Annotated in this window: 26 protein-coding genes, 3 tRNA genes, 1 rRNA gene and 1 pseudogene (1 of these 31 cut by a window edge); 23 read left to right on the top strand and 8 right to left on the bottom strand. The window is 65.2% G+C overall.

Features of this window, described 5'->3' with window-relative positions; genetic code table 11:
• Position 1: 1 nt before the first annotated feature.
• A complete protein-coding gene (locus AC6EKW_RS04250) occupies positions 2-232 on the top strand; it encodes a hypothetical protein (protein WP_273887518.1) in 231 nt (76 codons plus the stop codon).
• Between the two features lie 4 nt (positions 233-236).
• Here AC6EKW_RS04250 and AC6EKW_RS04245 read toward each other — a convergent pair whose 3' ends face one another.
• Positions 237-458 (bottom strand): DUF2630 family protein, encoded by a 222-nt coding sequence (locus tag AC6EKW_RS04245; protein WP_273887599.1) that lies wholly within the window; start codon positions 456-458, stop codon positions 237-239.
• A gap of 89 nt (positions 459-547) precedes the next feature.
• Here AC6EKW_RS04245 and mce point away from each other — a divergent pair, with 89 nt between their 5' ends.
• The 3 genes from mce (at position 548) to AC6EKW_RS04230 (ending at position 3,763) form a co-directional block, all read left to right on the top strand.
• Positions 548-955 carry a methylmalonyl-CoA epimerase gene (mce, locus tag AC6EKW_RS04240; RefSeq protein ID WP_273887519.1) on the top strand — a complete coding sequence of 136 codons (408 nt, stop codon included), beginning with the start codon at positions 548-550 and terminating at the stop codon, positions 953-955.
• 2 nt (positions 956-957) lie between these two features.
• Positions 958-2,541: an acyl-CoA mutase large subunit family protein gene (locus tag AC6EKW_RS04235; protein ID WP_273887520.1), complete on the top strand. Its 1,584-nt coding sequence runs from the start codon at positions 958-960 to the stop codon at positions 2,539-2,541.
• Between the two features lie 100 nt (positions 2,542-2,641).
• The gene (locus AC6EKW_RS04230) at positions 2,642-3,763 is read left to right on the top strand and encodes an Mrp/NBP35 family ATP-binding protein (protein ID WP_273887521.1); all 1,122 of its coding nucleotides are present in this window, start codon (positions 2,642-2,644) and stop codon (positions 3,761-3,763) included.
• Here AC6EKW_RS04230 and AC6EKW_RS04225 read toward each other — a convergent pair.
• Both AC6EKW_RS04225 and AC6EKW_RS04220 read right to left on the bottom strand, forming a co-directional pair.
• Positions 3,760-4,209: a MaoC family dehydratase gene (locus AC6EKW_RS04225; RefSeq protein ID WP_273887522.1), complete on the bottom strand. Its 450-nt coding sequence runs from the start codon at positions 4,207-4,209 to the stop codon at positions 3,760-3,762. The two genes, AC6EKW_RS04230 and AC6EKW_RS04225, sit on opposite strands and share 4 nt — an antisense overlap.
• Positions 4,210-4,216: 7 nt before the next feature.
• Positions 4,217-5,194 (bottom strand): malate dehydrogenase, encoded by a 978-nt coding sequence (locus AC6EKW_RS04220; RefSeq protein ID WP_273887523.1) that lies wholly within the window; start codon positions 5,192-5,194, stop codon positions 4,217-4,219.
• A 191-nt stretch (positions 5,195-5,385) separates the two neighbouring features.
• Here AC6EKW_RS04220 and AC6EKW_RS04215 point away from each other — a divergent pair, with 191 nt between their 5' ends.
• A complete protein-coding gene (locus AC6EKW_RS04215) occupies positions 5,386-5,961 on the top strand; it encodes a nitroreductase family protein (RefSeq protein WP_273887524.1) in 576 nt (191 codons plus the stop codon).
• Here AC6EKW_RS04215 and AC6EKW_RS04210 read toward each other — a convergent pair.
• Both AC6EKW_RS04210 and AC6EKW_RS04205 read right to left on the bottom strand, forming a co-directional pair.
• Entirely contained in the window at positions 5,958-6,755 is a 798-nt protein-coding gene (locus AC6EKW_RS04210; RefSeq protein WP_273887525.1) for an MBL fold metallo-hydrolase, read from the bottom strand. The two genes, AC6EKW_RS04215 and AC6EKW_RS04210, sit on opposite strands and share 4 nt — an antisense overlap.
• Positions 6,748-7,995, bottom strand: a complete 1,248-nt coding sequence (locus tag AC6EKW_RS04205) for an NAD(P)/FAD-dependent oxidoreductase (protein WP_273887526.1) — start codon at positions 7,993-7,995, stop codon at positions 6,748-6,750. Before AC6EKW_RS04205 ends, AC6EKW_RS04210 begins: the two co-directional genes overlap by 8 nt.
• A gap of 82 nt (positions 7,996-8,077) precedes the next feature.
• On the opposite strand from AC6EKW_RS04205, the gene AC6EKW_RS04200 reads away from it, so the two are divergent.
• A complete protein-coding gene (locus tag AC6EKW_RS04200) occupies positions 8,078-8,281 on the top strand; it encodes a hypothetical protein (protein ID WP_273887527.1) in 204 nt (67 codons plus the stop codon).
• 6 nt (positions 8,282-8,287) lie between these two features.
• Here the strand turns inward: AC6EKW_RS04200 and AC6EKW_RS04195 are convergent, their stop codons facing one another.
• On the bottom strand, positions 8,288-9,349 hold the full coding sequence (locus AC6EKW_RS04195; RefSeq protein ID WP_273887528.1) for a hypothetical protein: 1,062 nt from the start codon (positions 9,347-9,349) through the stop codon (positions 8,288-8,290).
• A 146-nt stretch (positions 9,350-9,495) separates the two neighbouring features.
• Here AC6EKW_RS04195 and AC6EKW_RS04190 point away from each other — a divergent pair, with 146 nt between their 5' ends.
• The 13 genes and pseudogenes from AC6EKW_RS04190 to pheT all read left to right on the top strand — a co-directional run bounded on the left by AC6EKW_RS04190 (position 9,496) and on the right by pheT (position 20,435).
• Entirely contained in the window at positions 9,496-10,107 is a 612-nt protein-coding gene (locus AC6EKW_RS04190) for a YIP1 family protein (RefSeq protein WP_273887529.1), read from the top strand.
• Between the two features lie 77 nt (positions 10,108-10,184).
• Positions 10,185-11,189, top strand: coding sequence for an isocitrate/isopropylmalate dehydrogenase family protein (locus AC6EKW_RS04185; protein ID WP_273887530.1), 1,005 nt, complete (start codon positions 10,185-10,187; stop codon positions 11,187-11,189).
• A 27-nt stretch (positions 11,190-11,216) separates the two neighbouring features.
• Positions 11,217-12,395, top strand: coding sequence for a glycosyltransferase family 4 protein (locus AC6EKW_RS04180; protein WP_498513780.1), 1,179 nt, complete (start codon positions 11,217-11,219; stop codon positions 12,393-12,395).
• Positions 12,396-12,435: 40 nt separating this feature from the next.
• Positions 12,436-12,508: transfer RNA gene (locus AC6EKW_RS04175), tRNA-Gly, on the top strand.
• A gap of 41 nt (positions 12,509-12,549) precedes the next feature.
• Positions 12,550-12,620: transfer RNA gene (locus AC6EKW_RS04170), tRNA-Cys, on the top strand.
• A gap of 18 nt (positions 12,621-12,638) precedes the next feature.
• Positions 12,639-12,710 (top strand) — tRNA-Val (locus AC6EKW_RS04165).
• Positions 12,711-12,799: 89 nt separating this feature from the next.
• Positions 12,800-14,734, top strand: coding sequence for a threonine--tRNA ligase (thrS, locus tag AC6EKW_RS04160; protein WP_498513779.1), 1,935 nt, complete (start codon positions 12,800-12,802; stop codon positions 14,732-14,734).
• Between the two features lie 140 nt (positions 14,735-14,874).
• Positions 14,875-15,411, top strand: a pseudogene (infC, locus tag AC6EKW_RS04155) (translation initiation factor IF-3); the annotation flags it as partial.
• Positions 15,412-15,536: 125 nt separating this feature from the next.
• Complete coding sequence (gene rpmI / locus AC6EKW_RS04150) at positions 15,537-15,734, top strand: 50S ribosomal protein L35 (protein ID WP_273887533.1); 198 nt, start codon at positions 15,537-15,539, stop codon at positions 15,732-15,734.
• Positions 15,735-16,121 carry a 50S ribosomal protein L20 gene (rplT, locus tag AC6EKW_RS04145; RefSeq protein WP_273887534.1) on the top strand — a complete coding sequence of 129 codons (387 nt, stop codon included), beginning with the start codon at positions 15,735-15,737 and terminating at the stop codon, positions 16,119-16,121.
• Positions 16,122-16,203: 82 nt separating this feature from the next.
• Positions 16,204-16,941: a TrmH family RNA methyltransferase gene (locus AC6EKW_RS04140; RefSeq protein WP_498513778.1), complete on the top strand. Its 738-nt coding sequence runs from the start codon at positions 16,204-16,206 to the stop codon at positions 16,939-16,941.
• An 8-nt stretch (positions 16,942-16,949) separates the two neighbouring features.
• Positions 16,950-17,978 carry a phenylalanine--tRNA ligase subunit alpha gene (gene pheS / locus AC6EKW_RS04135; RefSeq protein ID WP_498513777.1) on the top strand — a complete coding sequence of 343 codons (1,029 nt, stop codon included), beginning with the start codon at positions 16,950-16,952 and terminating at the stop codon, positions 17,976-17,978.
• A gap of 12 nt (positions 17,979-17,990) precedes the next feature.
• Entirely contained in the window at positions 17,991-20,435 is a 2,445-nt protein-coding gene (pheT, locus tag AC6EKW_RS04130) for a phenylalanine--tRNA ligase subunit beta (protein ID WP_498513776.1), read from the top strand.
• Here the strand turns inward: pheT and AC6EKW_RS04125 are convergent.
• Entirely contained in the window at positions 20,422-21,000 is a 579-nt protein-coding gene (locus AC6EKW_RS04125; RefSeq protein WP_498513775.1) for a GNAT family N-acetyltransferase, read from the bottom strand. The genes pheT and AC6EKW_RS04125 overlap by 14 nt on opposite strands.
• Before the next feature lie 53 nt (positions 21,001-21,053).
• On the opposite strand from AC6EKW_RS04125, the gene AC6EKW_RS04120 reads away from it, so the two are divergent.
• Positions 21,054-21,395, top strand: a complete 342-nt coding sequence (locus AC6EKW_RS04120) for a hypothetical protein (RefSeq protein ID WP_273887539.1) — start codon at positions 21,054-21,056, stop codon at positions 21,393-21,395.
• Positions 21,392-22,030, top strand: a complete 639-nt coding sequence (locus tag AC6EKW_RS04115; protein WP_498513774.1) for a DNA-3-methyladenine glycosylase — start codon at positions 21,392-21,394, stop codon at positions 22,028-22,030. Before AC6EKW_RS04120 ends, AC6EKW_RS04115 begins: the two co-directional genes overlap by 4 nt.
• Here AC6EKW_RS04115 and AC6EKW_RS04110 read toward each other — a convergent pair.
• Positions 22,003-23,985: a transglycosylase domain-containing protein gene (locus tag AC6EKW_RS04110; RefSeq protein WP_498513773.1), complete on the bottom strand. Its 1,983-nt coding sequence runs from the start codon at positions 23,983-23,985 to the stop codon at positions 22,003-22,005. The genes AC6EKW_RS04115 and AC6EKW_RS04110 overlap by 28 nt on opposite strands.
• Before the next feature lie 146 nt (positions 23,986-24,131).
• Here AC6EKW_RS04110 and tyrS point away from each other — a divergent pair, with 146 nt between their 5' ends.
• Both tyrS and AC6EKW_RS04100 read left to right on the top strand, forming a co-directional pair.
• Positions 24,132-25,328 (top strand): tyrosine--tRNA ligase, encoded by a 1,197-nt coding sequence (gene tyrS, locus AC6EKW_RS04105; RefSeq protein ID WP_498513772.1) that lies wholly within the window; start codon positions 24,132-24,134, stop codon positions 25,326-25,328.
• 306 nt (positions 25,329-25,634) lie between these two features.
• A 16S ribosomal RNA gene (locus AC6EKW_RS04100) occupies positions 25,635-26,639 on the top strand (it continues 549 nt past the right edge of the window).

Genomic DNA, 26,639 nt, shown 5'->3' with positions numbered 1-26,639 from the left:
GATGCACGGCATAATAAGAGAGAGACAGACCGAGAGACCAGACCACGAGAACATGGCCGTGCGCGAGGTCGTCCTGCGCTACGCCGACGGGAGGACGGCGACCTTCGTGCCCGACGCCGATCGTGAGACCTTCAACCACGACGACATGATGGAGCTGGTGAAGGTGTTCGAGAGGGCTTCGGCGACGGCCGAGTGGTCTGAGACGGCCGAAGACCGTTCACCCCGGCAGTAGACTACTAGCGGTACCGGTCGTACTGGTCGTAGAAGTCCTCGTCCGGGTCTATGTCCTCACCGGCGAGCTCGCGTCTTCTGAGATCCCACAGGACCTCCAGAGAGTGTTCGATCTCTTTGAGCCTGGCGTGGTCCGCGGCGGTGGCGTGGTGTTCGCTCTCGCGCGAGAGGATCCTCTCGCGTTCCTCGGAGAGCTCTTCGATCTTCCTCAAGACCTTGCTCTGCATCACGAATCCTCCCGGGACGTCACGGAGGGCATTGTATACCGCGGGTAAACGTGGTTGCCAGCGGGCTGCTTTCGTGAGGGGGTAGTGGGTTGATCGGGCGGGTTCATCACGTCGCGTACGCCGTTGGGGATCTCAGGTCGGCGGTCGCCTTCTACGAAGAGGTTTTCGGGATGCGGCACCTTCAGACCGAGATGAGCGAAGAGCAGGGGGTGCTCGCGGCGCGCCTTCAGGCCGGAGATGTGGAGCTGGAGCTGCTGCAGCCCACCAATCCGGACTCCCCCGTGGGTCGTTTTCTCGCCCGGCGGGGTGAAGGCATGCACCACGTCGCTTACCTCGTCCCGAACCTCGAGCGGGCGCTCGGAGAGCTCGAGAGCCGGGGGGTCGAGCTCGTGGACCGCGAGCCGCGGGTCGGCTTGGGAGGGAGAAGGATCGCCTTTCTCCATCCGCAGAGCACCTTCGGCGTCCTCACCGAGCTCGTCGAGGAGAGGGGGGAGTAACCTTGTCCTCCGGCGAGAAGCTCTTCACGGAGAGCGGGATAGAGGTTCGCCCCTTCTACGGACCCGACGACCTCGAACGCTTCGACTACGGCGAGAAGCTCGGTGATCCCGGCGAGTACCCCTACACCCGCGGTGTCTACCCGACGATGTACCGCGGACGTCCCTGGACGATGCGCCAGTACGCCGGTTTCGGCACCGCCGAGGAGACCAACCGGCGCTTCCGGCACCTCATAGAGCGGGGCCAGACCGGACTGTCCGTCGCCTTCGACCTTCCGACCCAGATGGGGCTCGACTCCGACCACCCGCTCGCCGCGAGCGAGGTGGGCAAGGTCGGGGTGGCGGTCGACTCGATCCTGGACATGCGCGAGCTCTTCAGCGGCATACCGCTCGGTTCGGTCTCGACCTCCATGACGATAAACGCCACGGCCCCCATCCTGCTCCTCCTCTACCAGATGGTCGCCGAAGAGCAGGGGGTGCCGCGGGAGAGGATCTCCGGCACCACCCAGAACGACATACTCAAGGAGTATCTGGCGCGGGGCACCTACGTCTATCCACCCGGACCCTCGATGCGTCTCGCCACCGACCTGATCTCCTACTGCGCCCGCGAGCTGCCCCGCTGGAACCCGATCTCCATCTCCGGCTACCACATCCGCGAGGCGGGCGCCGACGCCGTGCAGGAGGTCGCCTTCACGCTCGCCGACGCGGTGGCCTACGTCGAGGCGGCCCTCGGGGCCGGGCTCGAGGTGGACCGCTTCGCCCCCCGGCTCTCCTTCTTCTTCAGCGCCCACAGCGATCTCTTCGAAGAGGTCGCCAAGTTCCGGGCTGCCAGGCGCATGTGGGCGAAGATCATGCGGGAGCGGTTCGGGGCCAGGGATCACAGGAGCCTCAGGTTGCGCTTCCACGCCCAGACTGCCGGTTCCACGCTCACCGCACAGCAGCCCGAGAACAACATCGTGCGCACCACCGTCGAGGCGCTCGCGGCCGTGCTCGGTGGTACCCAGTCGCTGCACACCAACGCCTACGACGAGGCTCTCGCGCTCCCCACCGAACGCAGCGCGACGCTGGCGCTGCGCACCCAGCAGATCCTCGCGCACGAGAGTGGCCTCACGCGCGTTGCCGACCCGCTCGGCGGTTCGTACTTCGTCGAGCGGCTCACGGACGAGGTGGAGGAGGCCGCGTGGAGGTATCTCCGGCAGATAGAGGAGCGCGGGGGTGCGGTCCGGGCGGTGGAGGAGGGATATATGCAGCGCGAGATCGAAGAATCCGCCTTCCAGCGTCAGCTCGAGCTCGAACGTGGAGAGCGCGTCGTCGTGGGCGTCAACCGCTACGAGGTCCCCGGGGAGGAGCCTGAGATAGAGCTTCACACCGTCGGGGATTCCGTCGGAGAGGTGCAGCGCGACAGGCTCCACCGGCTCAGGGAGATGCGCAGCACCGGGGCGGTCAAGCGGGCGCTCGCGGAGCTCAAGCGGGCCGCGCTCTCCGGCGAAAACCTCCTCTATCCGATGAAAGAGGCTCTGCGTAACCTCGCCACCCTGGGGGAGGTCTCCGACACCCTGCGCGAGGTCTTCGGCGAATACCGGCCGTGATCCTATCCGGTCGAACGGATCGAAGGCTGTGATAGTATTGATCCGAAGCTTTCAGGAGATGGTCGTTTCGGCCTCCGGGGCCTCGAGGAGGGTATTGAAAGTGGCTAACCTTTTCCGCAGACGGGAGGATAGGCGTCGACAGGACGGGCCGACCGAGGACGCCGTCCGGGAGGCTTTGAGAGACGTCCGCGACCCGGAGATAGGGCGCGATATCGTCTCTCTCAACATGGTCCGCGGCATCGAGATCGACGGCGGCAGGGTCAGGGTGGGGGTTGCTCTCACCACCGCCGGTTGTCCTCTCAAGCACCGGATCACGAAGGACGTCACCGACCGCCTGAAGATGGTGGAAGGCGTCTCCGAGGTAGACGTCGACTTCGGCGTGATGACCGACGCCGACCGGCAGAACCTGATGAACTCCCTCTCGGGAGGAGAACGTGAGATCGCCTCTGCCTTCCGCGACGAGTCGAAGACCCGCATCGTCGCCGTCGTCAGTGGCAAGGGCGGAGTCGGTAAGAGCACCGTCGCGGTCAACCTCGCGGCTGCGCTTCAGCGGGCGGGCAAGACCGTCCAGATCCTCGACGCCGACGTGCACGGGGCTTCGGTGCCGGTGATGCTCGGGGCTCTGCAGAAGCCCAACGTCATAGACGGCGTCATCTTCCCGATAGAGTCCCCGACCGGGCTCAAGTTCATCTCGATGGGGAACTTCGTCGGCGAGGGGCAGGCGATCATCTGGCGCGCCCCGATCGTCAACAAAGCGCTCGCCCAGCTCATGCGCGACGTCTACTGGGGCGAGCCGGACTTCGTGATCGTGGACATGCCCCCCGGCACCGGCGACGTGGCCCTCACGGTGGCGCAGATGATCCCGAAGGCCGAGGCGCTCGTCGTGACAACCCCGCAGGCCGACGCCGCGCGCGTCGCCGTGAAAGCCGGGAAGATGGCCGTTCAGGCCCACCTCAAGCTCGACGGCGTGGTCGAGAACATGAGCTACGCCGAGTGCCCGGAGTGCGGCCACGAGATGAGGATCTTCGGCGGCGACGGCGGCGAGAGGGTCGCCGCGGAGCTCGGCTCGCGCATCCTCGGGCGCATCCCGATCCTGCCGGATACGACGGGTGAGCCCGGAAGGTGCCTCTTCGAGGAGGGCAGCTCCCCGGCGCGTGCTTTCGACGAGATCGCGGCGAGCATCTCCAGCATGAAGGTCCGCAAGAGGATACAGGTTCTCTAGCGCGCCAGGCGCAGCTGACCTGGAAAACCGGAGAAGCGCGCCCGGATCACCCGAACCCCATCCTGGTTGACGAAGTCGGCGCCGCACGAGAGGCGGCGCCGCTCCTCGTCCTTCTCCAGCACCGTCACGGTGCAGGTGATCGTATCGCCGACGAACACGGGCGCCAGGTATTCGAAGTGCATCTCGGTGGCGAGAAAGCCGAGCATCCCGCCGATGTGGGTGAGCATGCTCCCGGTGAGGAGCCCCGGGATGGTCCTGCGGCCGTACCAACTCTCCCTGGCGAACGCTTCGTCCTGGTGGTAGGGGTTGTGGTCGCCCGTGACGTCGCAGAAGAGGGCGACGTCACCCTCGGTGAAGGTGCGCCGGTAGGTGAACGTCTGCCCGACGCTCACCGCGTCGAACGCTTCCTTCAGGCGTCGCTTGAACCCCGGCGTCGCCTCGGGCACGGGCTCGTCAGCCGATCAGACCAAGCTGCCTGACCGCGTCACGTTCTTCTTTCAGCTCGCCGACGGTGATCTCGATCTTCGAGCGGGCGAAGTCCCCGACTTCGAGCCCTTCGGCGATCTCGTACTCGCCGCCGCCCGAGAGCCGCACCGGGAAAGAGGAGACGAGGCCCTCCTCGACGCCGTACTCGCCGCTCGAGGCGACGGCCATCGAGTGGAGGCCTTCGGCGCCCAGCATCCAGTCGTGGACGTGGTCTATGGCGGCGTTCGCCGCCGAGGCGGCCGAGGAGGCGCCGCGGGCTTCGATGATCTCCGCGCCGCGCTTGCCGACGCGCGGGATGTACTCGTTCTCGTACCAGTCCATCTCTACCAAATCCACGGCCCGCTGGCCCTTCACCCTGGCGTTGAAGAGGTCGGGGAACATCGTCGGCGAGTGGTTGCCCCACACGACGAGGTCCCGGATGTCCTCGATACCCACGTCCAGCTTCTGGGCGAGCATCGAGACGGCGCGGTTCTCGTCGAGGCGGGTCATCGCGCTGAAGCGCTCGCGCGGGACGTCCGGGGCGTTGTTCATCGCGATCAGGCAGTTGGTGTTCGCCGGGTTGCCGACGACCAGCACGCGCACGTCGTCGGCGGCGTGGTCGTTTATGGCCCGGCCCTGGGGCTTGAAGATCTGACCGTTCGCCTCCAGAAGGTCGGCCCGCTCCATCCCCCTCTGGCGAGGTCGGGCGCCGATGAGCAGGCAGACGTTCGCGCCGTCGAAGGCCTCCTTGGGGTCGGCGGTGATGTCTATGGACTCCAGGAGGGGAAAGGCGCAGTCGTAGAGCTCCATCGCGGTGCCCTCGGCGGCCTTGAGGGCGGGTTCTATCTCCAGCAGCTTCAGCCGGATCTTCTGGTCGGGGCCGAGCATCTGACCCGAGGCTATCCTGAACAGTATCGCGTACCCGATGGCGCCTGCGGCGCCGGTGACGGTCACGGTCTTCGACACTCTGGCATGCCTCCTTTTCTCGTTGCCTGAGGGCCGTGCGCTGGAACGGTCCTCAGGATCTTCGGGACGTGCTTGTCAGCATACAACCTCGAAACTCATGATAAGTGAATTCCCGCCGTTTTGCCGGGGCCTCTCTGCATTAAAATCTCCTCTCCGAAGGAACCACAGACGGCAAACCCCTGGGAGGTGCTTTGGAGGTAAGCGAGGCCATAGAGTCGCGCAGGAGCGTGGGGAGGGTCAAACAGGATCCGGTCCCTCGTGAGCTCGTCGAAAAGATCCTGGAGAGCGCAATACACGCTCCGAACCACAGGATCACCGAGCCGTGGCGCTTTTATGTCTTCGTCGGGCGGGGCCGGGGCAGGCTGGCCCGGGCGAGGGCCGAGCTGGCGCGCATCATGGCCGAGGAGGAGGGTGAGGACGAGGAGCTCGCGGCGGGGCGCATAAGCCGTGAGCGCAAAAAGGCTTTCCGGGCGCCGGTCGTGATCGCGGTTATCTCGAAAGGCGGGCGCGACGAGGTCGAGACGATCGAGAACTACGCGGCCTGCTGCGCGGCCGTGCAGAACATGCAGCTCACCGCGCACGACCTCGGGCTTGGTTGCATGTGGCGCACCGGCGCCGCAGCGTACCACGGCTACATGCGGGACTTTTTCGGCCTCGAGGAGAAGGACAGCATCGTCGCCTACCTCTACATCGGCTACCCGGATGCCCCGAAGACCCGGCGCAGACGCAGCCCGGTCGAGCGGATGACGACCTGGTACGAGGGCTAGGACCCGAGAGGGACCGCTTCGAACCCCTTCTCGGTGCGCCTGACCCTCACAAGGGGTTCCGTGGGTTCGTGGTAGAGGATGACCGGGGCGTCGAGACGCGCGGCCTCGGAGAGCACCTCGATGCGGTTTGTGCGGGCGGCCTTCGGGTCGGTGTCCACGGAGCTTATGAGGTCGGGGTCGAGCCAGATCTTCGCCGGTGCGAGATCCCCGGTGTAGAGCGCCAGCTCTTCGCCGGACCCTATCCAGACGATCTGATGTCCCTCGGCGTGTCCCGGGCGCACCTCGACCCTCACGCCCGGGAGGATCTCCCGCTCCCCTTCGAGCAGCTCGCACCAGCCCTCCTCCACCGCCCGCTCGACGAGCGGGACGGCCTCGTGGCGCTCCTCCTCTTCCGGCATCTTCCGGGCCTCTTCCAGTGCGGCCCGCTGCACGTAGACCGTCGCGTTCGGGAAGCTCCTCGGTCTCAGCGCCCAGCCGATGTGGTCCGGGTCGAGGTGGCTGAGGATGATGGCCGTGACCTCCTCCGGTCTGTATCCTGCTTCTCTCATGCTCTCGAGCAGGTCCAGCTTTCTCCTCAGTTCGTAGCGGCCTTCGAGAGAGGCAGGGAGCTCCGGCCCGAAGCCCGCGTCGATCAGGACGTTCCCTTCCCCGGTATCGAGCAGGATGGGGTGCATCGCTCCCTTTATCCTCGCCCGGCTCTTCACGCCGAGCAGGTTGCCCGCGTCGGTGATGAAGGTCCCGTCGTCGAGCACGACCACCTTCGATCCGGAAACCGTGATCTTTTGCTCAGACACGTCCGCCCTCCTTCCCGCCCCCGACCGCACCTCTCAGCGCCGCAGCGAGCGCGCCGGGATGGCCCAGCATGCGGTAGATCGGGACGTCCCCGATGAACCCTTCCACGAGCGTCTTGCGGGCGCCGGGGTGCTTCTCGCACGCTTTGAAGAGCGGCTCGAGCAGTCGCAGGTTCGGTACGAGCCGGACGAGCGCGTAGCCCGAGAGATGCTCCCGGCCCCTGCGCCTGAGGAGCTGCCTCTCGTAGCCGCGCAGGAGACGTGCCGAGAAGTCTTTGCGCGAGTGCGCCTCGTACGCCCACGCGGCGGCGAGCCTGCCGGACTCTATCGCGTAGCCGACCCCCTCGCCGCTTATCGGGTGGATCATGCTGCCAGCATCCCCTGCGCTCATCATCCCCTGCGAGTGACGCCTGGCGCCCCACATCCCCATCTTCAAAGACCAGCTCTTCGGCGGCCCTTCGGGCTCGGCGTCCTTGAGCCACTCTTTCAGCCGCGGCTCCTCAATGAATCGTTCGTAGAAGTCCTTGAGGTTCCTGCCCGTCTTGTGGATTGTGCGGGTGGAGACGCCCGCTCCTACGTTCGCCGTACCGTCGCCGAAGTGGAAGACCCAGCCGTAGCCCGCCCCGTGCTCGTTCATGTCGCGGGTGACGAAGACGTGCAGGTAGTCCTTGTCCGGTCCCTCGATCCCCCTGAAGTACTGCCTGCAGGCAACGGCGTTCTGGTGCGCCTTCATCCCCTCCGCCGCGAATCCTCCCACGCCGTCGGCCGCGACGACGAGCGGAGCAGAGAAGCGCAGCGTCTCGCCGTCTCTCTCGGCCGCGACGCCGGTGATCTCTCCGGTGGAGTTTCGGAGGGGTTCGGTGGCCCTGGTCTGCGGCAGGAACCTGGCTCCCGCCTCCTTCGCCCTCTCGAGGAGCTTCGCGTCGGTCTCGATGCGCCGGGAGGTGTAGCCGTGGACCCCGTTGAGGGTGGGAGGGACGCTCTGCTTGAGAAAGGCACTCTCGGTGTAGATGCTGAAGCCGCGGAACCTGCCGTGGTGGGGCTCATCGAGCCAGTCGCCGAGCCCCATGAGGGATATCTCCGAGGCGGCGTGGGGCATGAGACCGTCGCCGCAGGGCTTGTCGCGCGGGAATCCCTGCCGGTCGATCAGGAGCACCTCGAGCCCCTCTCTCGCCGCGTGGTAGGCGGTGGAGGATCCTGCGGGTCCCGCTCCGACGACGATGAGATCGTAACGCTCTGGCATCTCTCCTCCCGGCTCTCCGCTCAAAGGGCGCAGCGGGCATTATACTTGCGGCGGGTTCTTGCTTTTTGGGAGGTGTCAGAGGATGCCCGTCGATCGTACGAGACCAGCCAGGTACAAACCCGGCGACAGGGCCGCTCTTAAGGCGACCGGACAACCGGTCGAGATACTCGACGTCCGCAGGGCCGAGTTCATCCCGGACTTCGTCTACAAGGTGAGGGTGCTCGCCGAGAAGCCCGCACGACCATACAACCTATCGGTGCCCGAGCACGACCTCAAAGACGCCTAGAAGTCCTCAGGAGAACCCCTCTCCGGCGGTGACGCTGATGTAGGCGACGTCCACGAGCGGCACGCCGTTTCTGAGCGCCCGGTCGACCGAGCGCATCAGGGCTTCTGCCGCTACCGAGGGGTCAGGGAAGTGGTTGTCGAGCAGGCGGGCGGCGCGGGCGATCTCGTAGAAGGAGAACCGGCGCCGCTGGCTCGTTAGCTGGCGCACCGCCGAAAGGACCTCGGTGCTGAGAGAGACGAGCTGTTCGAGCCTCCAGCGTACCTCGTCCCCGGTCAGGTTCATACTCTGGTAGACGCGGGCGATCTCCGCGATCTGCACCAGGGCCCGCTCTCGTTTCGAGAGGCGCTCGATGGTGCTCTCCTCCAGGTAGCGTCGGGCCGTGATCCGGGCGAGCTCCAGCCTGCCCTCCGGGCTCTCGTACCGCGCGGGTTTGGGCCACTCTTCCTGCGGGGCGTTCCGCGGTATCTCGGCCGGAACCTCCCGGCCACCGGCGAAGATGCGCGGTACGTGCCCTCCGGCGTAGTAGGAGATCTGCCGGGCCATCCTGTGCAGCGCGGGAGATTCCCGCGAAGCCCGGATCTCCACCCACCTGCGCTCGCTGCTCGCGTAGAGACGCTCGAGCGCCCTCCAGGTCGCGTCTCCCCTGAGGTCGAGCTCTCCGGGCCTCTCTACCCTGACTTCGATCCCGAGGTTCGGGATCTCGCCCTCGTAGACCTCTTTCATCGCTTCGAGGAAGCGCTCGAATTCCCGGTCGACGTTGCCGGAGAGATAGCGTCGCCGCTCGGCCGGAAGCACGTACATCAGCCGGCTCTTTATCCGTCGCTCGCGGCCTTCGGCGGCCTTCAGGTGATCCACCGCCTCGTAAAGCTCTCTCCTCCTGCGGTAGACGAGCTCAGAGAGCCGCCGGACCTCGGGATCGTCCGCACTCCTGCCCTCCCAGAGCTCGTCCCTGGCGGCGCAGGCCGCGTCGTGGGCGTTGCGCGCCCGCATCACGGCGCGCTCCTGCTTCTCCTTCTCCCGCTGGGCTTCTCCCAGCTCCCGCTCCAACGCCTCTATCGTGGACGGCATAGGGAACCCGCTTCCGTCTCTCTCCGCCTCTCGAACCAGATTTTACAGCAGTAGTGCCGCCGAAACGATTCCGGATACCAAAATTCTGTTGCGTATGATACAAATAGTCTGAGTGTAGTCATCCTGCGTAGAAGGAAGGAGAGAGCATGAGCTTTCAGACCGGTTCCGGTGGGGCCGGAAGTGCCCCGACGGGCAAGGAGTTCGAGCCCTCGGTCCCGTTCTCGAGCTTCGTGGAGACGGCGAGGGAGGTTTTGCTGAGGCCGGTGGGATTTTTCCGGGGCATCGCGAGGGAAGGAGACTATCTCAGCCCGCTCTTATTCGCCCTCATCTGCTACGTGACCTCGGCTTTTCTGGGTGGGGTCATCGGCATGATCTCGGGGAGTGAGGGGATAGGCGGGTTCATCGCGGGCATCGTCTCGGGCCTTGTGGGCGGGGTGATAGTGCTTTTCGTCGGGGCCGGGATCTACCACCTGCTGGTGGTTTTGCTCGCGGGCCCGCAGCGCGCCGGATATGAGGGGACCTTTCGCGTGGCGGCGTACGCCTCGGTCACCGCGCTGGTGAGCTGGGTTCCACTGGTCGGCTGGATCTTGAGCCTCTATGGCATCTATCTTTCGATCGTTGGCATTCGGGAGGTACACTCCACGAGCACGGGGCGGGCTGCCGCGATCGTGTTGATCCCCGTCGCCGTGGTGTTCGTACTCATGTTGATGTTGATGGTGCTCGTGGGAGCGGCGATGTTCTTTGGGGCGGGCCGCTGACAGGTGATCTCCCGCTCAGGGGAGCTATACTGGAGAAGTTGATAGGGAGGTTTTCAGGCTAACAAGGGAGATTTCACGTGGCACAAACCGTTACCCTCATCCCCGGAGACGGCACCGGCCCCGAGCTGACCGATTCGGTAAAAGAGGTGATCGAGGCGCTCGGGGTGGACATCGAGTGGGAGATCGTCGAGGCCGGGGAGAGCGTGATGGAGAAGGAGGGCACGCCGCTCCCGGACTACGTCCTCGAATCCATCCGGCGCAACAAGGTCGCTCTAAAGGGGCCGCTCACGACGCCCGTCGGGACGGGGTTCCGCTCGGTCAACGTGGCGCTGCGCAAGGAGCTCGATCTGTACGCCAACATCCGGCCCGCGCTGAGCCTGCCGGGGCTCGACCTCCCGTACAAGGACATAGACATCGTCCTCTACCGGGAGAACACCGAGGACCTCTACGCCGGCGTCGAGCACTGGGTCGGCAAGCACGCGGCGGAGTCCATCAAGATCATCACCGAGGAAGGCACCGAGCGCTTCTGTCGCCTGGCCTTCGAACGTTCCAGGGAGCAGGGCCGCAGGCACGTAACGGTCGTTCATAAGGCCAACATCATGAAGTACACCGACGGGCTCTTCCGGGACGTCTTCTTCCGGGTCGCAAAAGAGTACGAGGACGACTTCGAAGAGATAGACGACCGCATCGTTGACAACATGGCGATGCAGCTCGTCACGAAGCCTCATCTCTACGACGTGCTCGTCTGCCCCAACCTCTACGGCGACATCCTCTCCGATCTCTGCGCCGGCCTCACCGGGGGTCTCGGGGTCGCGCCCGGAGCCAACATCGGGGATGAGATAGCCGTCTTCGAGCCGGTGCACGGCTCCACCCCCAAGTACGCCGGCCAGAACAGAGCCAACCCGCTCGCGACCCTGCTCTCGGCCAAGAACATGCTCATCCACCTCGGTTACGAGGAGGACGCGGAGAGGATGCAGCGAGCCATAGAGGCGGCTCTCAAGAGCCCCGAGACGCGCACCAAGGACCTCGGCGGGACCGCGGGGACCAGGGAGTTCACGAAAGCGATCGTGGCCAACCTCTGAACCCTGGAGCGCGGGGGCCTGAAGAAGGTGAGGGTCGAGAACCATGGGCCTGCACGCACCGGCCTGAGACCGTCCCGCAGGGCCTTGCGTATAGCGTACTTCACAGAGACTTTCCTCCCTGCAACGGACGGCGTGGTGACCCGTCTGCGCCACACCCTCGATGAGCTCTCCCGGCTCGGAGACGAGGTGATCGTCTTCGCCCCCTCCGGGGGGCCCGAGCGCTATGCCGGGGCCAGGATCCTGGGGGTTCGCGGGATTCCTTTCCCGATGTACCCCCAGGTCAAGCTCTGCCCGCCCCATCCCGGGCTCGGGCGGGCCTTGAGTGAGTTCGAGCCGGATGTGGTTCACGTGGTGAACCCGGTGATACTCGGGCCCGGGGGCGTCTACTACGCCCGCAGGATGGGGGTACCGCTCGTCGCCTCCTACCACACCAACATCGCCACCTACGCCTCGCTGTACAGGCTGGGTTTCCTGACGAACTTCGCCCGCCGGGCGATAAGAGGGTTGCACAACCAGGCCAACCTCAACCTCTGTACCTCGGAGGCGACGGCGCGTTACCTCCGGAACGAGGGCGTCCGACACGTCCGGCTCTGGCCGCAGGGGGTGGACTCGCGCCTCTTCTCTCCCGAGAAGCGCTCGGTGTCCTGGAGAAAACGCCTCTCCGGCGGACACCCCGAGGACCGTCTGCTTTTGTTCGTCGGCAGGCTCGCTCGAGAGAAGGGGATATCTTCCCTCAAGCACGTTCTGCGGGAGCTGCCGGGGGTAAGGCTGGCCGTGGTAGGTGATGGACCGGATCGCGGGAGGCTCGAGCAGGAGTTCTCCGGCCTGCCGGCAACCTTCACCGGCTTTCTGCACGGTGAAGATCTCGCGCGGGCCTACGCTTCCGCGGATCTTTTCCTCTTCCCTTCTACCACCGAGACCCTCGGGATGGCGATGCTCGAGGCCATGGCCTCCGGGCTCCCGGTCGTGGCGGCCCGCAGCGGGGCTTCGGAGGAGGTGGTGGAGGAGGGAAAGAGCGGGCGGCTGTATTCGCCCAAGGACCCGTCCGGTCTGGTCGATGCCGTGAGCGGGATACTCGGAGACGAAGAGCGGATGCGTCGGCTGCGGACGGGAGCCAGAAGTGCGGCTCTGGGACGCAACTGGCAGAAGGCCACGCTCACCCTGCGGGGCTATTACGAGCAGCTCCGGCGGGCGGTTGTAAGGTAGGCTGAGGCGTGCTAAATTACACGGGCGACCGGGATGTTAGGCGGACGTAGCTCAGCTGGTAGAGCATCACCTTGCCATGGTGAGGGTCGCGGGTTCGAATCCCGTCGTCCGCTCTGGCCGCAGAGCCGGAACAGGACCGGCGCCGGCCGGCTTTGGCGGCATGGCCGAGTGGTTAGGCAAGGGTCTGCAAAACCCTGTACCCCGGTTCGATTCCGGGTGCCGCCTCCCGGCTTTGCTGAGAACGGGCGATTAGCTCAGGGGGAGAGCGCTTCCTTGACGCGGAAGAGGTCAGTGGTTCGAATCCACTATCGCCCACTACTCCGTACCGCGTACGGTCCTCGAACTAGCTAGCCGGCACTTATCTCCACCCTGTCCACCTTCCGAAACAGAGAGGCGCAGGATCTATGTCTTCAGTCAGGTTGCCCGATGGAACTGAGTTGCACGTCGAGCCCGGTGAGCGGGCCAGGGACGTCGCGCGGAGGATAGGCTCGCGCCTGGCGCGCGATGCCGTGGCGGCGCGCGTGGACGGGCGGCTCGTCGACCTCGAAGCACCGCTGGATGGGGCACGGGAGTTCGAGGTCATAACCAAGGATTCACCTGAGGGGCTCTACGTGATGCGTCATTCGGCGGCGCATGTGATGGCGCAGGCGATACTCGAGCTCTATCCCGGCAGCAGGCTCACCATCGGACCGCCGGTCGAGGACGGTTTCTACTACGACATCGAGGTGGCGGGGCGCATAACCGAGGAGGATCTGCCGCGCATCGAAGAGAAGATGCGCGAGATCGTGGAGAGGGATCTCCCCATAAGGCGTGAGGAGGTCTCCAAAGAGGAGGTCGAGCGGCTCTACTCGGACAACCCGTACAAACTGGAGCTGATCCGGGATCTGGAGGACGGGGAGATCTCCATCTACCGGCAGGGTGATTTCTACGATCTCTGCCGGGGGCCGCACGTGCCGAGCACGGGCAGGATCGGGGCTTTCAAGCTGCAGAGCGTCGCGGGGGCCTACTGGCGCGGGGACGAGAACAACCCCATGCTCACCCGCATCTACGGCACCGCCTGGCCTACGGAGAAGCAGCTCAAGGCTTACCTGCGACGGCTCGAGGAGGCTCGGGCGCGCGATCACCGCAGGATCGGACGCGAGCTCGATCTGTTCACCTTCTCGCCCGACGTCGGCGCTGGTATCCCCATCTTTCTGCCCAAGGGTGAGATGCTCAGGCACCTCATGGAGAGCTTCGTGCGCAGGGTGCAGAGCCGCCACGGTTACGAGCATGTCTGGACCGGCAACGTCGTGAACGAGAAGCTTTATGCCCGCTCGGGGCACCTCGACCACTACCGGGATGCGATGTTCCCGCCGATGAAAGACGGAGAGAACGTCTACCGGCTCAAACCGATGAACTGTCCGAGCCACATGGTTCTCTTCAACTCCCGCGCCCACTCCTACCGGGATCTTCCGGTCCGCTACGCGGAGTTCGCCACCCTCTATCGTTACGAGAAGAGCGGGGAACTCTCCGGCCTGACGCGGGTGCGCGCACTCACCCAGGATGACGCCCACGTCTTCTGCACCGAGGAGCAGGTACAGGGAGAGTTCGCTCGGGCGCTCGCGATTATCCGGGAAGTGCTCGATACCTACGGTTTTACCGACTACCGGGTGCGGCTCTCGCTGCGCGATCCGGACAGCAGCAAGTACATCGCCGACGAGGAGAAGTGGCAGCGGGCCGAGGATGCCCTGCGGAGGGCGCTCGACGCCGCCGGGATATCCTACGAGCCGGTCGAGGGAGAGGCTGCTTTCTACGGGCCGAAGGCAGATTTCATGGCCAAAGACGTGCTCGGCCGTGAGTGGCAGCTCTCGACGATCCAGGTCGACTTCATCCAGCCCGGGCGGCTCGGGTGCGAGTACGTCGGTGAGGACGGGGAGAAGCACACCCCGGTTCTTCTGCACCGGGCGGTGACGGGAACCACCGAGCGTTTCATGGCCGTGCTCATCGAGCACTACGCGGGGGCGTTCCCGGTCTGGCTCGCCCCGGTGCAGGCGGTGGTGATCCCGGTCGCGGATCGTCACCTGGAGTACGCCGGGATCGTGAGCGAAAAGCTCGGTGGCGCAGGAGTGCGCGTCGAGGTCGACGACTCGCCGAGCACGATGCAGAAGAAGATCCGGGAGAACGCCCGCAAGAAGGTCCCCTACCTCCTCGTAGTCGGGGATGCCGAGGCCGAAGCCGGGAGCGTCAACGTGCGTCGTCGCGGGCAGAAGGAGCAGGAAGAGATGACCGTGGACGGGTTCGCCGCGCTGGTCCGGAGCGAGGTGGAGGAGGTTCTCGGTCCCCATGGACTTCACGGCTGATGGCAGAGTATAATTAGATCGAAAGGGTCCGTTCGAGCACCTCGCAGGATAGTCATGTGGCTATGTATTATCTTCGGACCCGTGTAGGCTAGCTCAGAGAGGAGTGGTGTACAGTAGCACCTGAAGGAGAACCGAGGGTAAACGACCAGATCCGGGCTCGCTCGGTGCGGCTGATCTCGGAGAAAGGCGAACAACTCGGTATAAAACACATCCGCGAGGCTCAGGAGTACGCGGATAGGCTGGATCTCGACCTGGTGGAGGTCGCGCCGAACGCCAACCCCCCGGTGGTCCGGCTGATGGACTACGGCAAGTACAAGTACCAGAAGGAGCAGGCCCGCAAGGCCGCGCGCAAGAAGCAGACCAACATAAGCGTGCGCGAGATAAAGCTCCGGCCCAAGATCGGGGATCACGACTTCAACACCAAACGCTCCCACGTCGAGCGGTTCCTACGCGGCGGAGACAAGGTCAAGGTGACGATCATGTTCCGCGGGCGCGAGGTACAGCATCCGCAGCTGGGGGAGCGGCTCCTCAGGAGGCTCGCCGACGATCTGAAGGACCTCGGGCAGATAGAGAGTCAACCCAACCTGGATGGCAGGAACATGGTCATGGTCCTCGCCCCCAAGAAGGACGCCCAGGGGGGCAAGGATCAGCAGAAGAAGAGCGCGACCCGGAACTGAGCGCCCGATGGTGGTGTAGAATAACCCGCCGGGTAGAAGAGGATCGGGAGGCGACACGGCCCACTCCCGTGCCGCGAGCCTCCGTATCTGTCCTATCGTAGCGAGAAAACGTGGAGGATATAGAGATGCCGAAGATGAAGACCCACAAGGGCGCCGCCGGGCGCTTCGAGGTGGGCAAGCGAGGGAAGATCAAGCGCCGGCGCAGCGGGCACAACCACATCCTGGAGAAGAAGAGCCCCAAGCGCAAGCGCCGGCTCAACACCGAGACCACGGTACATCCGAACGACGTGCCCCAGGTGCGCCGTCTGCTGGGGGTGAGGTAGTTGGCTCGGGCAGCGCGCAGCGTCCACGCCCGCAAGAAGCGGCGCAAGGTCCTCAAGGAGGCGAAGGGTTACCGCGGGACCAAGCACAGCTCGTACAAGCGGGCCAAGGAACAGGTCTGGAAGAGCGGCGTATACGCTTACGTCGGGCGCAAGCAGAAGAAGCGGGACTTTCGGGCGCTCTGGATCCAGCGCATAAACGCCGCCGCCCGCCAGCACGGGCTCTCCTACTCCCGCTTCATCCAGGGGGTGAGGCTTGCGGGTATTGATCTCGATCGCAAGATCCTGGCCGACCTCGCCGTGAACGAGCCCGAGGCGTTCGCCGCCGTGGTCTCCCGGGTGCGAGAGGCCCTCGAGGAGAACGGCCGGCGCCCGGCTGCGGAGGGCTAGGGACGCCCTCCAGCCGCAGGGCCAGGGGTGCTTCCCCCTCTGACGTCTGCGGTCCGGCGGGAATATCTCGAGATCGGAGGCCGTGCTGGCCCTGGCGTGGGTCGCGCGGGGCTCCGGGTCTCCCGGTAGGGCGATCGTTTTGAGCTCGAAGAGCGGTCTCAGGCGCTATGCGAAGTTGCGCCTGAAGAAATACCGGGAGCGGGAGAGGCTTTTTTTGGCCGAGGGGGAGGCTCTGGTACGCGAGGCTCCGGTCCGGCCAGTCGCCCTCTTCGAACGCCCGGAAGAGGTCCGCGCGCTCTCCACGCTCACGGTTCCCTCTGGTCCAGTCGCCGTCTTCCCCTTCGTGGACGTGGGCTTCGATGAGCTGTTGTGCGCTGGGTCGCCCGTGGTCCTGCTCTGCGAGGTACAGGATCCTGGCAACGTTGGCACCGTGGTGCGCTCGGCGCACGCTTTCGGCGGGGCGGTGGCGCTCTCCAGAGGATGTGCCGACCTGTACAATCCCAAGACCGTCAGGGCCACGATGGGGGCTCTGTTCCATGTACCGGTGGCACGGGACGTAGATCCGGTGGAGTTCCTGCGTCTCTCCTCTGAGGTCGGCTACCGGAGCGCTGCCGCGGTGGTGGAGGGTGGCGTCCCGCCGCGCCGGGTGCCCGGCGGGAAGGTGCTGCTGGTGGTGGGAAACGAGGGGGCCGGGCTCCCCGCAGGAGTGGTGCGGGCCTGCGAGCTGCGGGTGACCATACCGTCCCGGGCGCCCTCGCTCAACGCGGCGGTGGCCGCTTCGATCCTGCTCTACGAGGCTGCGGCGCGTGTGCTACCATAGCGCCCTGCATGGAGGCCCTCGAGCGTATACATGAGCTTAAATCCCGGGCTCTGGGCGAGATCGAACGCGCCTCCTCCTCCGCCGAGGTGGAGGAGGCGCGCGTCAGGTACCTGGGGCGCAGCTCCGAGCTGGCGGGTATTCGGAAGTCCATAGGCGAGCTCCCCCCGGAGGAGCGTCGGGAGGTTGGCCGGGAGGTCAACCTCGCGGTGCGGGAGGTCGAGAGCGCGCTCAGAGAGCGGTTGGCGGAGCTCGCCGGTGCAGAGCTCGAAGAGCGTCTGCGTGGGGAGGCCGTGGACGTAACCCTCCCCGGTGTTCCCTATCCCAAAGGACACCTTCACCCCACGCAACGTGTGGTGGACGAGGTCGTGGACTTCTTCGTCGGGCTCGGGTACCGGGTCGCTGAGGGGCCGGAGGTCGAGACCGACTACTACAACTTCACAGCGCTCAACATCCCGCCCGGCCACCCGGCGCGCAGCATGCAGGATACCTTCTTCCTCGGCGAAGGGCTGGTCCTCAGGACGCACACCTCGCCGGTACAGGTCCGGACGATGCTCTCGCAGGAACCGCCGGCCTACGTGGTCGTCCCCGGCAGGGTCTACCGGCGTGATTCCGACCCCACCCACACCCCGATGTTCCACCAGATAGAGGGGCTCGCCGTCGACAGGGGCCTCTCGCTCGCCCACCTCAAAGGTACGCTCGCGGCGATGGCCCGCCACGTCTTCGGTGAGGACGTCGGGATACGTCTCAGGCCCAGCTACTTCCAGTTCACCGAGCCGAGCGTCGAGCTGGACGTGAGCTGTTTCGTCTGCGGCGGGGCCGACGCCGAATGCCGGGTATGTAAAGGGGCCGGCTGGCTCGAGATGCTCGGGGCCGGGATGGTGGACCCGGCGGTCCTGGAGGAGGTCGGCTACGACCCCGAAGAGTACACCGGGTTCGCCTTCGGGATGGGGCCGGATCGGATGGCGATGGTCAAGTACGGCATCCCGGATCTCCGGCTCTTTTTCGAGGGTGATCTGCGCTTCCTACGTCAGTTCTGAAGGAGTCCCGATTTGCGCGTTCCGCTTGGCTGGCTGCGAGAGTACGTAGACTTCGATCTTTCTGCGGAGGAACTCGCCGAGCTTTTCTCCCTGCACAGTCAGGAGGTCGAGGGGATAGACCAACTCGGCGTCCTCGACGGCGAGGTGGTCGTGGGTGAGGTGGTGGAGTTCGGTCCTCATCCCAACGCCGACCGGCTCTTCGTGGCTAAGGTGGACCTGGGGAGGGAAGAAGTGCAGATAGTGGCCGGTGCTTCGAACCCCCACCCCGGGGCACGGGTGCCGGTGGTTCTGCCGGGCAGCACGCTCGCCGGCGTCGGTAAGATAAAGAAGGCCCGGCTGCGAGGGCTGGAGTCTTACGGGATGATGATGAGCGAGCGCGAGCTCGGCGTCTCTGGCGACCACGAGGGGATACTGCTCCTCGATGGTGACTTCGAGGTCGGACGCCCTCTCTCGGATTACTTCCCGATCGGGGAGACCGTGCTCGATATAGACGTGATGCCGAACCGACCGGATCTGTGGGGCATGATCGGGGTGGCCAGGGAACTCTCTGCGATCCTCCGCACGGGTTTCCGGGTGCCGGAGAGCACTTTCGAGGAGGACGGGGCGAAGACCGCGGAGTACACCCTGCGGGTGGAAGAGCCGGATCTCTGTCCCCGCTACGACCTGAGGCGTGTGAGTTCGCTCACGCAGGGCCGGGCGCCGGTCTGGATGCGCCGCAGGATACATGCGGCCGGCATGCGCCCGGTCAACGGCATCGTCGACGTGACCAACTACGTGATGCTCGAGACCGGGCAGCCGATCCATGCCTTCGACTCGTCCAAGGTGCGGGGCGGGATCGTGGTGCGCCGCGCCAGACCCGGGGAGAAGCTCACCCTGCTCGACGGCTCGACCCGCACTCTGAACGCTGACACGCTCGTCATCGCCGACGAGGAGCGTCCGCTCGTCGTCGCTGGTGTGATGGGGGCGGAGGACGCCGAGGTCGACGAAGGGACCTCGGACGTGCTCGTAGAGGTGGCGACCTTCGACGGACGCAGCATCCTCGAGACCTCCTCCAGGCTGGGGTTGCGCACCGACGCCTCCGGGCGCTTCGAGCGCGGGCTCGACCCGAACATGGTCGACTACACGATGGAGCGCGTGTGCGGGCTGCTCTCGCGGTTGCACGGGGGACGTGTGGCTTCCGACGTGCTCGAACACTACCCCGAGCCGGTCGAACCGTGGCGGGTTCCGCTCCGGCTCGAGAGGGCTGCCCTCCTGCTCGGCACGGACATCGATGGGGGGGAGGCCCGCGAGGTGCTGGAAGGGCTCGGATGCGAGGTCTCGAAAGAGCAGGAAGAGGCTTTCTCGGTCACGGTCCCCACTTTCCGACGCGATCTCAGGCGCGAGGTCGATCTCATCGAGGAGATCGGCAGGATCGTCGGGCTGGAGAAGGTTCCGGAGGAGGTGCCCTCCACGAACCTTCCCGGGGGTCTGAGCGTCCCCCAGCGCAGGCTCCGTACGCTCCGGCGTCTGCTCGCGGACCTCGGTCTCGCCGAGACGATAACCTATCCGTTCGGACCGGACCTCTGGGAGGAGGTATTGAGCCTGGAGGGAGACCCCGTGCGCGTCGAGAACCCGCTTAGCTCCGGGGGGCGCAACCTGCGGCGCTCGCTGCTGCCCGGGCTTCTGGAAGCGGCCGCGCGCAATCGTTCCTTTGGGGAGCGTGGTGGGGCACTCTTCGAGATAGGACGCACCTTCGAGCCCCGCAGGATGCAGGATCGCCAGGCGGCGCTGCGTTTCCGGTTCACTGGAAGGTCATCCGGAGAGGTGGACGAAACCACCCTTACGGGGGTCGTAGAGAGACCCCGTCTGGGGGTGCTCCTGTTCGGGTCTTTTCGACCGCAGGGGTGGAATGTTCCGGAGCGGAGGGCGGGATACTTCGAGGTGCGGGGCATCGCCGAGAGGATCGTACCCGGAGCCGGTTTCGACCCTCCGGGTGAAGGAGAAGTCCCCGCGTTCTTGCACCCGGGGCGATCGGCGCGGGTGTTGAAGGAAGGTCGTGAGGTCGGGTGGGCCGGCGAGCTTCACCCGGAGACGGCGGAGAGGTTCGATCTCGAAGGTGTGCCGGTGGCGTTTCTGGAGGTGGAGCTTTCCGCCTGCGACCCGGACCCCGAACCGCACTTCGAGCCGTTCGTCAACGTGCCGACGGTGGCACGCGACCTCGCGGTCGTGGTCGGGCGCGACGTGAGGGTGGGGGACATGCTGCACGAGATAGAGCGACTGCGGGTACCGACCCTCGCCGGGCTCCGGATTTTCGACGTATACGAGGGCGAACAGGTCCCCGAAGGGAAGAAGAGCGTTGCCTTCGGGTTCACCTTCCAGGGCCCGCAGACGCTCACCGACGAGGAGGTGAACGCCGAGATAGAGCGCATCGCCTCCCGGCTGGGCGAGCGGTTCGGTGCGGAGATCAGGGGCGGCTAGCCCCGCCGGTGCCCCTCGCTTCCCACTCTTCTTTCGAGAGTGACATCAGGATGGCATCGTGCAGCTGCCCGCCGCGCTTTATGGCCTGGCGCATCCGGCCATCTTCCCGGAACCCCAGCTTGCGGTAGGCGGAGATAGCCCGCTCGTTGAACTCGAAGACCGAGAGGCCGACCCGCTCCAGATGCAGCGTGCCGAAGGCGTGATCCAGGAGCAGGCCGATCGCCTCCGGTCCGTAGCCCTTCCCCCTGCTCTCCGGCGGTCCGAGCATGACCGAAAGATCCGCCGAACCCTTCGTCTTGTTGATGTTCACCAGGCTTATTATCCCGATCGGCTCGTCCTCTCCCCTCACGTGGATAGCGAAGGATTCCTCGGTGGGGGATGCCTCCCGGTCCCGGAAAAGCCTCTCCGACTCGCGCCGGCTCAGCGGGGCGGGGGCCCAGCTGGTGAGGTTCCATATCTCCTCGTCCGCGTACCATTCGCCGTAGAGCGGATAGTGCCGGCGTGAGTGGTGTCTGAGTTCCACCCTCTCCCCGATCAGCTTGCGTGGCCTGCGGATGAGCCTCATGACGAAACTATATCCGCTTCGGATCCTTCGTGCCATGTTAAGATTCGCTCGACATGAGGATCGTGCGGGATCGCATCGTACCCCTGGGGTTCGGCAAGTATGTCCGCTCGGACAAGATAGTGGCGCTCGTCCCCATCGAGGAGGACCGCGGTAGCGGACGCCGTACGCTGGTGTACGTCGAGGGGGTGGACGAGCCGATCGTGGCCGGGCGCACCGAGACGACCATCCTGCGCGACATGGTCGGTGAGGAGAGCGGCTACACGGAGCTTCTGCGTGAGCTGCAGGCCCAGATAGGACAGGTGCGCCCACTTCTCAAGGCCTCGATACGCTCTGAGGCGGGACTCGACCTCGACGAGCTCTCCCGCCGGATCTCCGAGCTCGTCGGAGAGCGGTGATCCCGGAGGAGGCGCTCCCGGCCGGATTCTTCGACCGGGATCCCCGGGAGGTGGCGGTGGATCTCATCGGGTGCGTGCTGATCCACCGCTCCCCGGAGGGGACCGCCTCCGGGATGATCGTCGAGACCGAGGCTTACCGTCCGGAGGATCCCGCCTGCCACGCGTACCGCGGGCCGGACTCCCGCAACCGGATGCTCTTCGGTCCTCCCGGCGTATCTTACGTGTACCTCTCCTATGGCATGCATCGTCTGTTCAACGTGGTCTGCGAGCCGGAAGGCGTGGGGAGCGCGGTGCTCGTCAGGGCCCTGCGTCCGCTGGAGGGGTTGGATCTCATGGTCCGCCGTCGTGGACGCCCGTCGCATCTCTGCGACGGTCCCGGACGGCTCGCCCAGGCTCTGGGCATAGAGCTTCACCACGACGGGTGTGACCTCACCGTCGGTCCCCTCACCATCCGCTACGGACCTCCCCCGGAAGGGGAGATCGTATCCACGACCAGGATAGGCATAAGACGTGGAACGGAGCTGCCGTGGCGGTATCTTCTGCACGGAGATCCCGACGTCTCCGTGCGACCCAGGACGCTCTGTGGACGTGGCCTCGCCCGTTCGGGTCATCTTGCCGGCAGTGGGTTGCCGTAGAAGTCGGTGGCGTCCGACCTCGAGGGGGGCTTCACGCCTTCGAATCTCTCCTTTGGTTCGCCGCGCAACGCGCGCTGCATGTAGTCGTGCCAGATGATCGTGGGGGTTGGGGCGTCGCCTATCTGCTGTGCCTCTGGCCCGATGAGACCTTCCAGGGTCTTCCCTCCCTTCGCGTATCCCATCCACACCGCGGTGGTGAGCCGTGGTGTGGAGCCGATGAACCAGGAATCGAAGAAGTTCTCCGAGGTTCCGGTCTTCCCTGCTACCTGACGTCCCGGGAGGGCGGCCTCCCGCGCTATACCCTGGGTCACGTCGCCGATCATGATGCTCAGGGTCTTCCGGGCGACGTCCTTTGGGATCACACGCTCGCCCCTTGGGTGGGACGGGGCATCGTAGAGGACCTTCTCCCTGCCTTTGCCCTCCTCCCGCACCACCCGGACGATCGCCCTCGGTTTCAGCCTGCGGCCCTCGTTGGCTATCGTGGCGTAGCCTTGCGCCATTTCGAGCGGTGAAGTCTCCTTCGTCCCGAGAACCACCGACGGGCCTGGATTTCTGCCGTAGTCGGCCTCGACCCCGGCCTTCCTCGCCACTTCGACGACCTTTTCTGGTCCGTCTTTCAGGCCCCGGCCTTTCGCGTTGGTGACGAGGTCGGTGAAGACCGTGTTGTCCGACTGCCAGAGGGCGTTCTCCAGCGTGATCGGCCCGCGCTCTATACCACCGTAGTTCTCGACCTTCCAGACCTCGGTCCTGCCTCCGGGCTTTCTGAGGTGGTAGGTTTTCTTCTCCGAAACGTACTCTCTCTTCGGGCTTATGCCCTGCTCGATCGCCGCTATCAGCGCGAACGGCTTGAAGGAACTGCCCGGCTGCCGGCGACCCTGGGTCGCCAGGTTGAAATCGGACTTACTGCCATGACCACCGATCATCGCTTTTATGCCGCCGGTTCTCGGGTCCAGAGAGACCAGCGCTGCGTCCGGATAACCGGGGTGGGAGAGGTAGCCGGAAGGCCCGTAGAGCACATCCCAGGCCGACGTCTGGTCTTCGAGGTCCAGCGTCGTGTAGACGCTCAGGTTTCCTTCCAGCACGTCGCGGGTTCCGTACCGCTTCGTCAGCTCCTGCTCGACCATCTTTGCGAAGTCTCTGGTGAGCGTCGGGGCTTCGAGCCCGCTCCTGTGTGGAGGGTTGACGGGCCATCTCTCCGGCATGGGTTCGTGGAGCGCCCTTTCGTAGTCCTGCTCCGTGATGTACCCGGCCCCGAGCATCTTCTTCAGGACGAGATCCCGCTGTTTTCGGGCGGCTTCTTTGTCGGACCCGAGCGTGGATGGTGCCCACAGGAGTCCCACCAGCGTGGCCGCCTCTGCGGTAGTGAGGTCTTTCACCGGTTTTCCGAAGTAGGTCTCCGAGGCAGCCCCCACACCGTAGGCGTTGTTCCCAAAGTAGACGGCGTTGAGATACTTCGCCAGGATCTCGTCCTTCGAGTAGCGGCGTTCTATCTCGATCGAGATCAGAGCCTCCCTCAGCTTGCGGGTGAGCGTGGGAGCCGGGCTGAGATAGGCGTTCTTGACGTACTGCTGGGTGATGGTCGAGGCCCCCTGCACCGTGCTCCCGGCCTTCAGGTCCGCGTAGAGAGCCCGGATTATCCCCCACAGATCGACCCCTCCGTGTTCCCTGAAGCGCCTGTCTTCTTTTACGACCACGGCGTTGAGCAGGCCCGGCGGCATGTCCTGAAGGGGTGTCTTGAGGTGGTTGCGCGCCGGATAGATGATGCCTATCACCCGGCGGGTATCGTCCCCTTTGCCGAGGGGGGCCGAATATATGTAGGTGGGGCCGGTGGAGACTCTGGATGGATCTCCGAGGCGGTCGACCGCCCTCATCAGGCCGATGTAGCCACCGGTGGAGAAGCCGGCTGCTGCTGCGAGCAGGGCAAGAAGAAAAAGCAGGAGGTGTCTTGATCTCACCGTTGCTCCGTCCGCCGGTCTCTTCGGAGCCCCGGCGCGTCCGCTCGTCGCACCTTTTGGACGGGGCCCGCTCATGGGGCTGGTATATTACAACAGTCTGTTTTCGCGTTGGTTGCCCATCGGAGAGCTTGAGGGGTCTTTGCTTGATGGCTGATAATACGGATCTTGAGGGTATCTTCCGCAACGCGGTGGACGTGGTGAGCCGCGAGGAGCTCGAGCAGCGCATGCGCGAAGGGCGGTTGCGCGTCAAGCTCGGCATAGATCCCACCGCACCCGACATACACCTCGGGTTCACCGTGGTCCTGCGCAAGTTGCGCGCGTTCCAGGACCTCGGTCACACCGCGGTCCTGGTGATAGGCGACTACACGGCGCGCGTGGGCGACCCGTCGGGACGCTCCAAGACCCGTCCCATCCTCTCGGTCGAGCAGATAGAGCGCAACACCGAAACCTACCTGGATCAGGCATACCTGATCCTCGACCCCGAGCGCACCGAGGTCCGGCGCAACTCGGAGTGGCTGGGCGGGCTCACCATGGCGGATATCATCCACCTGACCCGGGCCGTGACCGTGGCCCGCATCCTGGAGCGTGACGACTTCGCCAGGCGCTACGCTTCCGGGAGTCCGATCTCTCTCACCGAGCTGCTCTACCCGCTCATGCAGGCCTACGACTCCGTCGCCATCGATGCCGACGTCGAACTCGGCGGCACCGACCAGCTCTACAACCTGCTCATGGGGCGCCAGATAATGGAGTACTACGGCAAACGTCCTCAGTGCATACTCACCGTGCCGCTCCTCGTCGGCACCGACGGCAAGGTCAAGATGAGCAAGTCCGTCGGCAATTACATAGGAGTGACCGATCCGCCGGAAGAGATGTTCGGCAAGGTGATGAGCATCCCCGACCAGATCATGGCGGATTACTACCGGCTACTGCTCGACCGTGAGCCGCCCGAAGCGGAACCCGTCGAACAGAAGCGCAAGCTCGCCCGTTCCATCGTCCAGCAGTTTCATGGCGAGGAGCAGGCCCGATCCGCCGAGCGCCACTTCGACACCATCGTCCGGCGTGGGGTTCCGGAGGACGTCCCAGAGGTCTCCCTCCCCGACGAGCCGCAGGTCTGGATAGTAGACCTCATAACCCGCGCCGGCTTCGCCCGGACGAACGGCGAGGCCCGCCGCTTCATCCGGGGAGGGGCGGTTAGGCTCGATGGGGAGCAGGTCACCGAGGAAGACCTCAACATCCCTCTCGGCAGGCTTCAGGGGGCCGTGTTGCAGGTCGGCAAGCGTCGCTACGCCCGGCTCGCCGCCCCTTCCGGGAGCGCAGGAGAAAAATTTTCCTCAGGTCGTTGACAACCCGCCGGGGCCTGCTATACTCCTCCACGCACATGAGAGGGAGCTTGACAACCGAAGAGGGACTCACCGGGTAGGATCCCCGAGAAGAGGGATCCCCGGAGCCCGCCGACAGGCGGGCGTTTGAGTCGCTCGGAGGTTTTCCCTCCGCCAGTCCCGCCGAGAGGCGAGGGACCTGGAGGTCTTGAAAACTGAATAGCAGCGAATCGGAGGATCGAAACCCGTCGATTCTTCGGAGCCAAGGCTGACTCCCTGCGATCCGGGAGTCTAATGCGGATCGCCACGGCGGGTAGCGCCCGCAGGATTAGTTCGGAGAGTTTGATCTTGGCTCAGGACGAACGCTGGCGGCGTGCTTTAGGCATGCAAGTCGAACGCGAAAGCCCCTTCGGGGGTGAGTAGAGTGGCGAACGGGTGAGTAACACGTGGGTAACCTACCCCTCGCAGGGGGATAACCGGGGGAAACCCCGGCTAATACCCCGTACGCTTGTCGGGGCGCATGCCCTGGCAAGGAAAGGTAGCTTCGGCCATCCGGCGAGGGATGGGCCCGCGCCCCATTAGCTAGTTGGTGAGGTAACGGCTCACCAAGGCGACGATGGGTAGCTGGCGTGAGAGCGTGGCCAGCCACACTGGGACTGAGACACGGCCCAGACTCCTACGGGAGGCAGCAGCCAGGAATCTTGCGCAATGGGCGAAAGCCTGACGCAGCAACGCCGCGTGGGCGAAGAAGGCCTTCGGGTCGTAAAGCCCTGTTGTCGGGGACGAAGGGCGAAGGGTTAATAGCCCCTAGCTTGACGGTACCCGACGAGGAAGCCCCGGCTAACTACGTGCCAGCAGCCGCGGTAATACGTAGGGGGCGAGCGTTGTCCGGAATCATTGGGCGTAAAGAGCGTGTAGGCGGCTCGGTAAGTCCGCTGTGAAAACCCGGGGCTCAACCCCGGGCGTGCAGTGGATACTGCCGGGCTAGAGGACGGCAGAGGCGAGTGGAATTCCCGGTGTAGCGGTGAAATGCGCAGATATCGGGAGGAACACCAGTAGCGAAGGCGGCTCGCTGGGCCGTTCCTGACGCTGAGACGCGAAAGCTAGGGGAGCGAACAGGATTAGATACCCTGGTAGTCCTAGCCGTAAACGATGGGCACTAGGTGTGGGGGGAGTCGAATCCCTCCGTGCCGTAGCTAACGCGTTAAGTGCCCCGCCTGGGGAGTACGGCCGCAAGGCTAAAACTCAAAAGAATTGACGGGGGCCCGCACAAGCAGCGGAGCATGTTCTTTAATTCGATGCAACGCGAAGAACCTTACCTGGGCTTGACATGCT

The organism is Rubrobacter sp. M3-4 (assembly GCF_059772285.1).
This window is presented reverse-complemented; position numbering and strand designations above follow the sequence as displayed.